The sequence below is a fragment of the Acuticoccus kalidii genome (assembly GCF_021556395.1).
Classification (GTDB): Bacteria; Pseudomonadota; Alphaproteobacteria; order Rhizobiales; family Amorphaceae; genus Acuticoccus; species Acuticoccus kalidii.
Genome location: NZ_JAKGCS010000015.1, coordinates 474,770 through 488,385, shown reverse-complemented (window position 1 = coordinate 488,385; position 13,616 = coordinate 474,770). Strand labels below are relative to the sequence as shown.

The following is a 13,616-nucleotide window of genomic DNA, read 5'->3' as shown; positions in this document are numbered from 1 at the left end:
CCGAGATCGCGCGCCCGCGGCACGATCAGCGTCTCGATCGCATCCGCACCCACCGCATCCGGGCAACCGGGCTCGATCCCTGGATTCCAGCTCATTCGCCTCTTCCTTTCGTCGGCCTGCCCGCGCGCGGCTCTAATGCGACGCCGCCGCGCCGCTGAGCGGTTCCGGGACGGGTTGAAGGTGCAGCCGATCCCGTCCGGACATGACGCTTCCCTGCACCTGTTCCGACAACCGCTCCGCGTCCCGCTGCCGGATATCCTCGCTGGCTTCCTCGACATCGACCTCGGCATAGCCGATGGCCCGCAGGCCCTGCGCCCCCATCAGATAGGCCGATTCCACCGTCTCGCGGATCTGATAGTCGACGCCGGCATGGATCAGTTCGAGGGCGTGGCCCCGATCATAACTGCGCACCAGGAGCTTCAATTGCGGAAACTCGTGCTTCGCCAGCTCCACGATCTGCACCGCGGCCTTCGGATCGTCGATGCAGACCATCATCGCATCGGCTTCGCCGGCGCCGGACTGGCGCAGCGCATCGAGACGGGTGCCGTCGCCGAAGAACACCTTGAACCCCCAGCGTGCCGCATCGCGGATCCGATCCGGGTCGTTGTCGATGACGGACAGCTCGACGCCCTTCGACAGCAGCAGCTGCGAGGCGATCTGGCCGAACCGGCCGAAGCCGATGACCAGAATGCGCCCCTTGAGACCCTCGGCGATGTCGACGCCGTCCATCGACGCCTCGCTCCGCAGAAGCCGATCCGCGGCGATCATGAGGAGCGGGGTCACGGCCATGGACAGGATGACGACGGTCGCGAAAAGGGCGTTCTCCCGCCCGTCGATCACGCCGCCCGAGGTCGCCGCCGCATATAGGACGAAGGCGAACTCACCGCCCTGCAGGAACATGGACGTGCGGTGCAGCGCCTGCCCGTTCGCGCTGCCGAACAGGCGTGCGACGACGTAGACCACGATGCCCTTCGCGACGGTGAACGCGGCCAGCATCGCGAGCAGCAGCGGCCATTCGGCGGCGACGATGGACAGATCGAGCGACATGCCGACGGCGAGGAAGAACAGCCCCATCAGGAGGCCGCGAAACGGCTCGACGTCGCTTTCGATCTGATGGCGATAGCTCGAGCTCGACAGCATCACCCCCGCGAGGAACGCACCCATCGCCATCGAGAGGCCGGCGGCGTCCATCAAGAGGGCGGCGCCGAGGACGACGAGCAGCGCGCCCGCCGTCAGGACTTCGCGCGTTCGCGCCCGCGCCAGCAGCGCGAAGAACGGATTGAGGCCCCAGCGCGACACCGCCAGCAGCGCGAGCAGGGCGCCGAGGGCCATCAGCGCCTCGGACCAACCCGACTGTCCGCTGGAGAGCGGCGACATGAAGGCGACGATCGCGAGAAGCGGCACGATCATCAAGTCCTCGAACAGGAGGATCGCCACCGACCGCTGCCCCTCGGCACTCGAAATCTCACCCCTGTCCTGCAGCACCGACATGATGACCGCGGTGGAGGAGAGGACGAAGCCCGCGCCGGCGACGAAGGCAACGGGCCAGGAAAAACCGAAGATCATTGCGCCCGTCACCGTGAGGGCGGCGATCGCGCCGGCGACCTGGACGAGGCCCAGCCCGAAAATCTGACCGCGCATCGCCCACAGCTTGGGTGGTCGCAATTCCAGTCCGATCACGAACAGGAACATCACCACCCCGAGCTCGGAGAAATGCAGGATCGCTTCGGCATCCGTGAACAGCCCGAACACCGATGGCCCGACGAGGACGCCGGCGGCGAAATAGCCGAGGACCGAGCCGAGCCCGAGTCGTCGGAACAACGGCACGGCGACAACGGCCGCCCCCATGAGGACGACTGCGGGTCCGATGGTCTGCCCCAGGCTCGCTCCAGCCATCAATTCGCCTTTCGTGCTCGTTCGGGATTGGATCTTTCGGTCTCGCCCGCGCAGATGATCGGGGCGACTTCGGTGCCGAGGAGTTCGATCGATCGCTTCATCGCCGCCGTTTCGAGAGAAGCGGTGCTCATCTGGAAGGTGATGCGCGAGAGGCCGCCGAGCGCCTCGTCGGCACGGCGCATCTTGGCCGCGACCGTCTCCGGCGCGCCGATCAGGAACGCGCCGTCGGGGCTTGCCATGACCTCGAATTGTGGGCGGTTCGGCGGCGCCCAGCCGCGTTCGCGGCCGACCGTCGCCGTGAGGTGCGCCCAGCCCGGATAAAACGCATCCTTCGCGGCCTTGTCGGTCTCGCCGACGAAGCCCATCGCATGGACGCCGACCTTGAGTTGCTCGGGCGGATGTCCGGCGCTCATTCCGGCCTCGCGATAGAGATCGACGAGGGGGCGGAAGCGCTCGAAACTGCCCCCGATGATCGCGACCATCAGCGGAAGGCCGAGCATCCCGGCGCGCGCGAAGGATTGCGGCGTGCCGCCGACGCCGAGCCAGACCGGCAATTTCGGCTGATGGGGGCGGGGATAGACGCCTTGGCCGGTGAGGGGCGGACGGAAGCGGCCGGTCCAGGTGATGTTCGTCGTCTCGCCGAGCTTCAGGAAGAGCTCGAGCTTTTCGGCGAAAAGCTCGTCATAGGCTCGCGTGTCGAGGCCGAACAGCGGAAAGGCCTCGCCGAACGAGCCCCGGCCGACGACGAGCTCGGCACGGCCCTTGGCGATCAGGTCGAGGGTGGCGAACTCCTGGAAGACGCGCACGGGGTCGGCGGCGCTCAGCACCGTCACGGCGCTCGTCAGACGGATCCGGCTCGTACGGGCCGCGGCGGCGGCGAGAATGATCGCGGGGGCGGAATCGAGGAACTCCGCGCGATGGTGTTCGCCGATGCCGAAAACGTCGAGCCCGACACGGTCCGCGACCTCGACCTCCTCGATGAGTTCGGCCATGCGGTCGGTCGGCGACGGCAGCTTGCCGGTCGCCGGATCCGGGAGGATGGCCGCGAAACTGTCGACGCCGATTTCCATGTGAGACCTTTGCAACATTGGGGTCAGATGTCTTCCAGAATGTGCTCGATGCGCAGCGGCAGATCCCGCAAGCGCTTGCCGATCGCGTGATGGACCGCGTTCGAGATGGCCGCCGCCGTTCCCACCGTTCCAATTTCGCCGACGCCTTTCACGCCCGCCGGGCTGACGAGGTCGTCCACCTCCGGGACCATGATGGCTTGCACGGTCCCGATATCGGCGTTCACCGGCAGGAGATAATCGGCGAGGTTCGCGTTGATATAGCCGGCGTTCCGCGGATCGATATCGGTGTGCTCCATGAGCGCGGAGCTGATGCCCCAGATCATGCCGCCGACGAGTTGGCCATGGGCGGTCCGCGGGTTGATGATGCGGCCCGCGGCGAAGGCTCCGACCGCGCGCGGCACCCGGATTTCGCGCGTGCGGGCATGGATGCGGACCTCGACGAACTGGGCGCCCAGCGCGAACTGCACCCGGTCTTCGAGGTGGATGCCGCCGGACGGAGCCGCCTGCCCGCGATGGAGCCGTCGCATCGTGTCGGGCGCCTCGCCATGGGCGCGCGTCTCGGCATATTCCTCCACCATCCCCGTACCGGACGCGACCATCGCCGCGACGACGTCGCCCTGCGATCCCTCGTCGAGACCGAGCCGCCGGCGGATGGCGTCACAGGCGGCCATGATCGCCGGCGCGACGCTCGTCGTGGATGAGGAGCCGCCCGCGACGATGGCCGGCGGCAGGTCGGTGTCGCCGAGCGAGACCGAGACGCGGTCCATCGGCACGCCGAGGCGCTCGGCCGCGACCTGCGCCATCATCGTGTACATGCCCTGGCCGAGCTCATGCCCCCCGCTGGCGACATGGACGCGCCCATCGGCATGAAGGCGGACGCGGGCGGAGGAGCTGGCCGCATAGGCCGGGTAGAAGGCCGCGGCACAGCCCCATCCGACGCGCCAGTCGCCGTCCCGCATCGAACCGGGCTCCGCGGTGCGGTCGGGCCAGCCGAACGCGGCGCCCGCGGCGTCGAAGCATTGCATCAGAGAGCGGCTCGTATAGGGCAGGCCACCCACGGGCTCGACATCGGTGTCGTTGATGCGTCGCAGCTCGACGGGATCGAGACCGGCCGCATAGGCCAACTCGTCGAGCGCCGTCTCCAACGCGAAGGCATAGGGCACCTCGGCCGGCCCCCGCATGAATCCGGGGGTGGAGCGATCGACCCGCGCGACGTTCACGCGGCTTTCGATATTGGGACAGGCGTAGAGCCTGACAGTCATCCCATTGCCGCCGAACGCGAGGAGATCGGCGCGGGAGGTAAGCTCCCACCCCTCGTGCCGGTGGGCGAGAAGCCGGCCCTCCTGGTCGGCCGCGAGCTGAACGTGATGGCGCGTTTCGGCGCGGTAGGCGGACAGAAAGAAGCCCTGCTCGCGCGTCGCGACCAGCTTCACCGGTCGGCCGACCCGGCGGGCGGCGAGAGCGACGAGGGCCGTACGCTGGGTGAGGAATCCCTTCGCTCCGAAGGCGCCGCCGACATAGGCATTCACCACCCGGATCCGCTCCGGATCGATGCCGAGCTGCTCGGCGAGGCCATACTTGATGTTGTTGAGATATTGGCCCGGCTCGTAGACCGTCAGCCGGTCGCCATCCCAGACGCATTGCGTCGCGAACAGCTCCATTGCGTTGTGATGCTGGACCGGCGTCGAATAATGGGCGTCGATCTTGAACGGTGCCGCCGCGAAAGCGCCGTCGAAATCGCCGACGCGCAGAGCGTGCTGCTCCAGTTCCGAATGTTCGGCGCCGCCGGAATCGAAACTCGATGCGGCTTCGGCCACGGCATAGGCGACATCGATCTTCTGGGCCGCCTCGCGCGCCGCCTCATAGCTGTCGGCCACGACGAGGGCGACCGGCTGGCCCCAATAGGCGACGTCGGCGGAGCCCAGCGGACGCACGGAGTCCGCCGCATATCCGCCGGTATAGAGGGACGGGGTCTGGCGGATCTGCCCGCCGACGGTCTCATGGGTCAGAATGTCGACGACACCGGGCACGGCGAGCGCCGCGGTCAGATCGAACGCCTCGATGCGGCCCCGTCCGATCTTGCTGGCGAGGAGGTAGGCGTGGGCGGTCCCCGCCAATCTCACGTCGCTCGCATAGGTCGCCGTGCCGTTGACCTTCTCGTGCGCCTCATAGCGCCGATAGGGGCGGCCCATGGTGCCGGTCGGTTGGGGAAAGAGCGGTTCAGTCACGACGGACCTCCATCGCCGCGGTCTCGAGCAGCGCCCGCACGATGGCGGAGCGGCCGAGCGGGATCTTGAACGCGTTGTGGGTGTGGGAGACGGCGGAGGCGAAGGCGAGCTCCGCCGCGTCGGCCGCGGCCGCCTCGTCGAGGGATCGGCCGCGCAGCATGGTCTCGGCGTCATAGGCGCGCCAGGGGACGGTCGCCACGCCGCCCAAGGCGATGCGGACATCCCGCACGGTGTCACCTACGAGATCGAGCGCCACCGCGACGGAGGCGACGGCAAATTCGTAGGACTGCCGGTCGCGGATCTTCAGATAGCGCGAGCGCCGGGCCCACGGGCCGCCGTCCACGACGAACTCGGTGATGACCTCACCCGGCCGCAACGTGGTCTCGGCGTCGGGCGTGTCGCCGGGCTCCCGGTGCAGGGAGGCGAACGGGACCGACCGCGTGCCCTCGGCGCCGACGAGGATGACCGTCGCGTCGAGGGCCATCAACGCCTGCGCGAAGTCGCCGGGATAGGACGCGATGCAATGATCGCTCACGCCGAGGACCGCATGTTGACGATTGACGCCGTCGCGGGCAGCGCATCCGCTGCCGGGCGCGCGCTTGTTGCAGGCCGTCCACGCCGGATCCCCGTAGTAGGCGCAGCGCGTCCGTTGCAGGACGTTCCCGCCGAGACTGGCCATATTGCGAAGCTGCGCGCTGGCGGCCAGCGACAGGCTCTCTGCGATCACGGGAAAGCCGCCGATGACGGCGGGATGATCGGCGACGGCCGCCATCTTCGCGAAGGCGCCGAGCCTCAGGGTCGATCCGTCGAGCGTGATGGCGGAAAAGGCCGGCGCGATCGCGTTGAGGTCGACGACGCGATCCGGCTGCTCGACGTTCAGCTTCATCAGGTCGACGAGCGTCGTGCCGCCGGCGATATAGGCCGTCCGCGCGGCGGCGTCGCGGGAGCGCGCTTCCCGCTCGGCCATCACCATCTCGGCGAGTGATGCGGGGCGGATATATTGGAAAGGCTGCATGTTACCCACCCATCCGGCGGCTTGCGTCCGAAATGGCGGCCACGATGTTCGGATAGGCGGCGCATCGGCAGATGTTGCCGCTCATATATTCGCGGATCTCGTCGGCGCTGCCGGCATGTCCTTCGCGCACGCAGCCGACGGCGGACAGAATTTGCCCCGGCGTGCAATAGCCGCATTGGAAGGCGTCATGATCGATGAAGGCCTGCTTCATCGGGTGGAGTTCGTCGCCGGCGCCCTCCAGCCCCTCGATCGTGACGATGTCGCGCCCTTGCGCGGCGACGGCGAGCGTCAGGCACGACAGTTCCCGCCGCCCGTCGACCAGCACGGTGCATGCGCCGCACTGCCCATGGTCGCAGCCCTTCTTCGCGCCGGTGAGGCCGATCTCCTCGCGCAGCGCGTCGAGGAGCGTAACCCGGACATCGAGATCGAGCCGGTGGGTGCGCCCGTTCACGTCGAGCTGGACGGTGACCGGCTCCCGGACGGCCTGTGCCGCGGGCTGGTCCGCCGCCTCGGCCTCACCCCCTCGAACCATCAAAGGCGCGGCGCCGGTGACGACCGATCCGATCAGGAAGCGTCGTCGGCTCTCGGACGGTGGCGCGTTCGTGTCGTGGGTATCGGTCATGGGAGGTCCTTCCACTGAACCGGCGTTTCAGCAAACGCGGCGAAATGAAGTTCCGTCGATCGACGCGCCGGCAGCCTTCGATTCGGCGATCGGCAGCATCGTCGGGTGGGGGATGTCGAGGGATTGTCGGCGAAGGTCAGCTGGGCGGCAGCCACGCTCCGTGGGGCCTCACGTCGGGCGTTTGCCGAAACGCCCGCGATCGGCTCGAAATCGGGAAGGCGCGGCGCCGCACCGAGGCGAAGTGTGCCCGTATCCTCCGCCATGATCGCGGGGAGGATGCCCCGTTTGGAGATCGTCATTGCCGCTCTGCCCAATTTGCTGCAGCAACGCTCTCCGGCACACTGCTCTCGTGTCGTCGCCGGAAAGGTGGCTTGCCCGGGCCGTTCCAACCAGTCGGCGCATTTGGAACGCTCCGTCCCACCACGTGGACGCTGGCGGCCACACCGCTCTACGACGTCGACCCGGATCGGTGTGGCCATCGGCGAAAGACCTCGGCCGGATCATTCGATTATTTTGAAGATTTATACGTAATCGTGATGCGGTTTTGTTAGGAGATCGTCGAATTTAAGCGCGGAAACGGCCAAAGAGCGTGGATGCTTAAGCAATAATCATTCTAAGAATGTCTTGATGCGCTGTGAGCCGAAACGGCCTCTCGCGGTGGATTTATCGGATCCATCCGTGGAAAACCGCGCGTGTCCTTGACTCCGCCCGTGGTATCCGGCGCTCATTCCGATCGGTTATAGCGATCATCACCGTCCACCGTATCGACCTTTGGCAAGGCGATGCCGATTCTTGCCGTGATGCGGAACGGGAGACGGTGGCTTTGTTGAACAGGCGGACGATGGTGCTCGGCGTATCGGCGACCCTCGCGGGGTGTGTCGGCGAGCCAATGGGCGGACCCGCCCTCCAGACGCGGCGATTCGATCCCAGTCTCGTCGCCCATTACGGCCCCATCGACGATGAGCCGTTTCCGATTCCGGCCGTCGATCTCGCGACCGTGGAACCGCATGTCCTCCGCCGCGAGGTGCCCGATCCGACCGGGGAGAGGCCGGGCACGATCGTCGTCGATCCGACATCGCGGTTCGCCTTCCTCGTCATGGAAGACCGGCGCGCCCTTCGCTATGGCGTCGGGGTCGGGCGCGAGTCAGCGTTCAATTTCGTCGGCGAGGCGACGATCGCGCGCAAGGCGAAATGGCCGAGCTGGCGGCCCACTCCGGCGATGATCGCACGTGAGCCGGAGCGCTATGGCCCGCTCGCCGACGGGTTGCCCGGCGGCTTGGGGAACCCGCTCGGCCCCCGGGCGCTCTATTTCTATCGAAACGGCCGCGACACCTACTATCGGCTTCACGGTACGGTGGAGCCGCAGACCATCGGAACGACCGTCTCGTCCGGCTGCGTCCGCCTCTTCAATCAGGACATTATCGATCTCTATCGGCGCGTTCCGGTCGGAACGCGCGTCGTCGTCCTGCCGATCGGGCAGAGCCTCGTCTAGCCCGGCCCCGCCGCTCCGGCCTTTCGGATGGCGCGTTGCGGGCGGGTGGGCCGGCCGAACGGGTCGGCCGGCCCGGTGCTATCGTGGTCAGGTTGCCGCGGGCGCGTCGATGGCAGCCGGCTCGCGCACGGCGGCGCGCCTGCTGCGCCAGTCGCCCAGGAAGAGCAGAATCGGCGCGGCGATGAACACCGAGGACGACGCCGCGATGATGATCCCGAAGGCCATCGGCACGGCGAAGCTCTCCACCGCGCTGCCGCCCCAGATCGCCATCGGCAAGATCGCGAGGAAGGTGGTGATCGAGGTGTAGAGGCTCCGGGACAGCGTCTCGTTGATCGACAGGTCGATCAGGTCGCGCAGCGGCATCGTCTTGTAGCGCCGCATATTCTCGCGCATCCGGTCGTAGACGACCACCTTGTCGTTCACCGAGTAGCCGATCAGCGTCAGCAGTGCGGCGATGGCGGTGAGGTTGAAGTCGAGGCCGGTGAGGGCGAAGAAGCCCACCGTCTTCGTCACGTCGAGCATCAGCGTCACGATGGCGCCGACGGCGAACGGCCACTCGAAGCGGATCCAGATATAGACGAGCATCGCAAGGCTCGCGAGGACGACGGCGAGGACGCCGGCCGTCGCAAGCTCACCGGAGACCTTCGGCCCCACGACTTCCGTCCGAACGACCGTCGCCGACGGGTCGACTTCGGCGACCGCCGCCCGGATGCGGGTGGTGGCGGCGGTCTGCGCCTCTTCGCCGCCCGGCTGGCGCTCGACGCGGACGAGCATGTGGGACCGGTCGCCGAATTCCTGGAGCGCCACGTCGCCGAGGCCGAGCCCTTCGAGCGTGCCGCGGAAGGTGGACAGATCCGCCGGCCCGTCCGTCGCCACTTCCATCTGAATGCCGCCACGGAAATCGACGCCATAATTGAGGCCGGGCGAGATAAAGAGGCCGATCGAGGCCAGCGACAGCAAGGCGGACAGGCCGATGCCGAAAAAGCGCGCCCGCATGAAGCGGATGTGCGTTCCGTCCGGCACGAGCCGCATCGGCAGAAGCGGCTTGATCTCGAGCCGCTTCAGCTTCAGCCGCCGGACGATCGCGACCATCGAGATCCGCACGATCGCGACCGCCGTGAACATCGATATGGCGATGCCGAGCCCCATGGTGATCGCAAAGCCGCGCACCGGACCGCTGCCGAACCAGAAGAGCAGGACCGTTGCGATGAGGGTCGTGACGTTGCTGTCGACGATCGTCGCATAGGCGCGGCTGAACCCTGCGTCGAGCGCGGCGAGGGCGCTGCGGCCCTTGCGCGTCTCTTCCCGTATTCGCTCGTTGATGAGGACGTTGGCGTCGACCGCCAGTCCGATGCCGAGGACGATGCCGGCGATGCCGGGCAGGGTGAGCGTCGCACCGAGGAGGGTGAGGCCGGCGAAGGTCAGCGCGATATTGAGGCCGAGCGCGAGATTGGCGAGCAGCCCCCACGGCCCGTAGAGGAGCAGCATGAAGCCGACGACGAGCGCGAACCCGATCAGCCCGGTCACGACGCCCATGCGGATGGCGTCGGAGCCGAGATCGGCGCCCACGGTGCGCTCTTCGATCACGGTGAGTTTCGCGGGCAATGCGCCGGCGCGCAGGAGCGCGGCAAGGTCGGCCGCACTCTCGACCGTGAAACTGCCCGAGATCTGGCCCGATCCGCCCGTGATCGGCTCGCGGATGACCGGCGCGGAGAGCACCTTGCCGTCGAGGACGATGGCGAAGGGATGGCCGACATTCCGGTTGGTGATCTCGGCGAAACGGCTTGCGCCGGCCCTGTCGAAGCGGAAGTTGACGACCGGCTCGTTGGTGCGCTGGTCGAAGCCGGCGCGCGCGTCGCGCAGCCGGTCGCCGGAGAGCTCCACCTGGTCCATCACCGGGTAGGTTTGGCCGGCCTCGTCGTGGAGAAGGCTGACGCCGGGGGACGGAACGCCGCCGGTCCAGGTGCCGTCGAGCATGTGGAACGAGAGCTTGGCCGTCGAGCCGAGCAGCTCGCGGATCCGCGCCGGATCCTGCACGCCGGGGAGCTGCACGAGGATCCGATCGAGGCCGACGCGCTGGATCGTCGGCTCGGCGACGCCGACCTGGTCGATCCGTTGGCGGATGATCTCGAGGCTCTGCTCCGCCGCCGCGTTCATGCGCTCGGCGAGGCCAGCGTCGGTGGGGGTCAGCGTGACGGTCGTGCCGCTGCCGCCGAAGGCAAGGTCGGACGCGCCCGAGATGCCGACCGTGCCGACGAGCCCGTCGAGCGCCGCGAGGGCCGCCTCGCGCTGGTCTGCACCGGCGAGGCGGACGGTGACGTCATCGGCCGTGCGTTGGATGGAAACGCCGCGGAGCCCGGCGCCGCGCAGTGCGGATCGGGCATCACCGGCGAGGGTTTCGAGGCGTTCCTTGACGAGCGCCGCGCGGTCCACTTCGAGGACCAGATGAGAGCCGCCGCGCAGATCGAGCCCGAGCGCGACACGCGCATGAGGCAACCAGGACGGCAGGCGGTCGAGTGTGGTTTGGGGGATGATGTTCGGCAGTGCAATCAGCACGCCAAGCGCCACGATGACCACGTAGGTGGCCACGAGCCAGGGGGAGGTTCGCATATAAATGTCCGTGCATGCGCCGGCATCGCCGCTCGAAAGAGGGGCTCGTGCGGGCGCGCCATGATCCGGGTGGAACGATCAGGTTGCTGCGGACGGGGGAGCTCGGGGCCGATGCGCCTGACGGTGCTCGGCGGTGCGCACTGGCGGGGCGCGCGGGGCATTGGCCCTCAACGCGCGGGAGGTCGGGCGAGGAATGTCGCCGATATCGGGCTTGAGGGCGTGGGGGCCGGAGAGGAGCGGTGTGCGCGGGTCGGCCTTTTCGGCCGCGAGGGCGAGGCGCGCCTCGCTCCGGTTGGTGAAGAGACGCTGCGTCTCGGCCTCGGCCTGAAGGGCGGGCTGGCCATGCGCCAATGGCAGCAGCGGAGCCGGCGAGCCGAGGGCCACACCGAGATAGACGAGAGCCATCCCGAGCACCGTCGTGACCGCGCGGACATACGCGTGGCCGCCGGCGCAAGGCCGGTTTCCGACGGAACTGTTATGAACCCATGCGTGACGCATGGGCCCATATTATCAGGTCGGGATCGCGCGTGTCGTCAATTTATTCGCGCAAGACGCGAGGCGGGCAATCCCGCCTCGGCGGCGTCGAGGGCCGAGGCGCCCGCCCTCCGCGAGGGGATCCGTGCCGGGTTCGGCGCGACCTTACGAAAGGGCGTGCGCCGGGCGGCGTGGCTGGGATAGCTTCGGGCGGCTGGTCAACGAGACGGTGTGCGCATGGAACAGACGACCCGGTCCAAGATCATCGGCGCGGCGGACGCTCTGTTTTACGAGCATGGGCTGCGCAGTGTGAGCGTCGATGCGATCGCCGAGCGCGCCGGCGTCACGAAGCGGACGCTCTATTATCATTTCGAAAGCAAGGACGCGTTGATCGCCGCCTATCTCGCGGCGCGCGATCGGCCCACGGTAGAGCGTTATCGTGATTGGCTGGGGGACGACGGCCGGCCGCTGCCTGATCGCATCGTGGCGATGTTCGCGGCCTTGGCCTCGTTCGCCGAGCGGCCCAAATGGCGCGGTTGCGGTTTCACCCGTGCCGCGGTCGAGCTCGCCGGTCAGCCCGGCCACCCCGCGGTCGTGATGGCGGCAGATCACAAGGCCCGGTTCGAGAACTGGCTCGCCGGCGAACTGGCGAACGGCGGCGTCGCCGACGCGGCGGCGGTCGGGCGTCAGGTGATGATCCTGCTCGAAGGGGCAATCGCGCTCATGCTCGTCCATCGCGACACTTCGTATGCCGTGGCGGCGGGGGAGGCGGCCGCGGCGCTGGTATCGTCCGCCTTGCCCGAAACCTCGACCCGCGCCGTGGAGGCCGTGTCATAAAGCGGGCCGGCGGGCCTCGCGCCATGTATACCGACTAGTGAGTTTCCCCCGTTCGGCCCGTCTTTATCGTGACGGCGTTTCGGATGCGGAGGACGCCCTTGTCGGACCCCAGTGCCAAGCCGTGGACATCGGCTTTGATCCTGTCGCTTGTCGCGGCGGGGATCATCCTTTCCCTTTCCATGGGGCTGCGGCAGAGCCTCGGCCTGTTCGTCGAGCCGATGGTGCGTGACACCGGCGTCACGGTCGCGACCTTCGGGCTTGCGATGGCGGTGCAAAATCTCGCCTGGGGTGTCGGCCAGCCGTTCATGGGCGCCGTCTGCGATCGGTTCGGCGGCCGCCTCGTCGTGGTGAGCGCCGCCGCGCTCTATGCCGCCGGGCTCTGTCTCACCGCGACGGGCGGCACGTTCGCGCTCTATTTCGGCGGCGGCCTCCTGATCGGCCTCGCGGTCGCGGGGACGTCGCACGGGGTGCTCGTCGGCATCGTGTCCCGTCTTGCCTCGCCCACGGTCCGGGCGACGGCGATCGCCATTCTCGCCTCCGTCGGCTCGCTCGGCACGTTCGTCATCGCGCCGGTGGCGCAGGCGATGATCGGTGGCTGGTCCTGGCAGACGGCGCTGACGGTGCTCGCTTTTCTCGCCGCCTCGATGGCGGTGGTGACGCTGTTGTTCCGGCGCGGCTCGTCCCCGGCGCATCAGGCCGCGTCTGCGCAACGGGTCGACGCCCGCGGCGCGATCGCCGAGGCGCTCGCGAACCGGACCTTCGTCATCACCACGATCGCGTTCTTCGCCTGCGGCTTCCAGCTCATCTTCATCGCGACCCATCTGCCGAACTTCATCGGCATTTGCGGATTGCCGCCATCGGTCGGCGCCCAGGCGATCGCCCTGATCGGGATCTGCAACGCCGTCGGCACGATGGTCGCCGGGTATCTGTGCCAGCGTTGGGGCAATCGGAACGTGCTCGCGCTGATTTACCTGCTGCGAACCGCGGCGATCGCGATCTTCTTCGTGTTGCCGGTGAGCGTCGGGACGACGCTGGTGTTCGCCGCCGCCATGGGATTCTTGTGGCTGAGCGTCGTTCCGCCGGTGAGCGGACTCATCAACAGCCTGTTCGGTCCGACCAATTTCGGAACGCTGTTCGGCATCATGTTCTTCAGCCACCAGATCGGCGCCTTTCTCGGCGCGTGGCTCGGCGGCCTCAGCTACGAGTGGAGCGGGACCTATTCGATCGGATGGATGAGCCTCATCTTCGTCGGAACGCTGGCCGCGGCGCTCCAGCTCACCGCCGATGGCGGCGAGAGCCCGCGCCTTCAGCCTTCATAGCGGGCGGGTCTCGCGGCGAAGTTCGTCGATCAGCGGATGCGAATGCCGCGTCC

At 67.9% G+C, this 13,616-nt stretch carries 10 protein-coding genes and 1 pseudogene; 3 read left to right on the top strand and 8 right to left on the bottom strand.

Annotation, left to right across the window (positions count from 1 at the left end; translation table 11 throughout):
• The 6 genes and pseudogenes from L1787_RS10240 to L1787_RS10215 form a co-directional block, all read right to left on the bottom strand.
• Window positions 1–95: pseudogene (locus L1787_RS10240) on the bottom strand (pirin family protein); the annotation flags it as partial.
• Window positions 96–132: 37 nt separating this feature from the next.
• Entirely contained in the window at window positions 133–1,896 is a 1,764-nt protein-coding gene (locus L1787_RS10235; protein ID WP_235708705.1) for a monovalent cation:proton antiporter-2 (CPA2) family protein, read from the bottom strand.
• Window positions 1,896–2,966: an LLM class flavin-dependent oxidoreductase gene (locus tag L1787_RS10230; protein WP_235708704.1), complete on the bottom strand. Its 1,071-nt coding sequence runs from the start codon at window positions 2,964–2,966 to the stop codon at window positions 1,896–1,898. Before L1787_RS10230 ends, L1787_RS10235 begins: the two co-directional genes overlap by 1 nt.
• Before the next feature lie 23 nt (window positions 2,967–2,989).
• Window positions 2,990–5,194 carry a xanthine dehydrogenase family protein molybdopterin-binding subunit gene (locus L1787_RS10225; protein ID WP_369415081.1) on the bottom strand — a complete coding sequence of 735 codons (2,205 nt, stop codon included), beginning with the start codon at window positions 5,192–5,194 and terminating at the stop codon, window positions 2,990–2,992.
• Window positions 5,187–6,209, bottom strand: a complete 1,023-nt coding sequence (locus tag L1787_RS10220; RefSeq protein WP_235708703.1) for an FAD binding domain-containing protein — start codon at window positions 6,207–6,209, stop codon at window positions 5,187–5,189. The genes L1787_RS10225 and L1787_RS10220 overlap by 8 nt, the downstream gene beginning before the upstream one ends.
• A 1-nt stretch (window position 6,210) precedes the next feature.
• The gene (locus L1787_RS10215) at window positions 6,211–6,831 is read right to left on the bottom strand and encodes a (2Fe-2S)-binding protein (protein WP_439648271.1); all 621 of its coding nucleotides are present in this window, start codon (window positions 6,829–6,831) and stop codon (window positions 6,211–6,213) included.
• Between the two features lie 841 nt (window positions 6,832–7,672).
• Between L1787_RS10215 and L1787_RS10210 the strand changes: the two genes are divergently transcribed.
• The gene (locus L1787_RS10210) at window positions 7,673–8,323 is read left to right on the top strand and encodes a L,D-transpeptidase (protein WP_439648275.1); all 651 of its coding nucleotides are present in this window, start codon (window positions 7,673–7,675) and stop codon (window positions 8,321–8,323) included.
• A gap of 87 nt (window positions 8,324–8,410) precedes the next feature.
• Here the strand turns inward: L1787_RS10210 and secD are convergent, their stop codons facing one another.
• Together secD and L1787_RS10200 are read right to left on the bottom strand one after the other, a co-directional pair.
• On the bottom strand, window positions 8,411–10,933 hold the full coding sequence (gene secD, locus L1787_RS10205; protein WP_235708701.1) for a protein translocase subunit SecD: 2,523 nt from the start codon (window positions 10,931–10,933) through the stop codon (window positions 8,411–8,413).
• Between the two features lie 78 nt (window positions 10,934–11,011).
• Complete coding sequence (locus L1787_RS10200; RefSeq protein WP_235708700.1) at window positions 11,012–11,338, bottom strand: hypothetical protein; 327 nt, start codon at window positions 11,336–11,338, stop codon at window positions 11,012–11,014.
• A 306-nt stretch (window positions 11,339–11,644) separates the two neighbouring features.
• On the opposite strand from L1787_RS10200, the gene L1787_RS10195 reads away from it, so the two are divergent.
• Both L1787_RS10195 and L1787_RS10190 read left to right on the top strand, forming a co-directional pair.
• Entirely contained in the window at window positions 11,645–12,244 is a 600-nt protein-coding gene (locus L1787_RS10195) for a TetR/AcrR family transcriptional regulator (protein ID WP_235708699.1), read from the top strand.
• Between the two features lie 98 nt (window positions 12,245–12,342).
• Entirely contained in the window at window positions 12,343–13,563 is a 1,221-nt protein-coding gene (locus tag L1787_RS10190) for an MFS transporter (protein WP_235708698.1), read from the top strand.
• Window positions 13,564–13,616 lie beyond the last annotated feature (53 nt).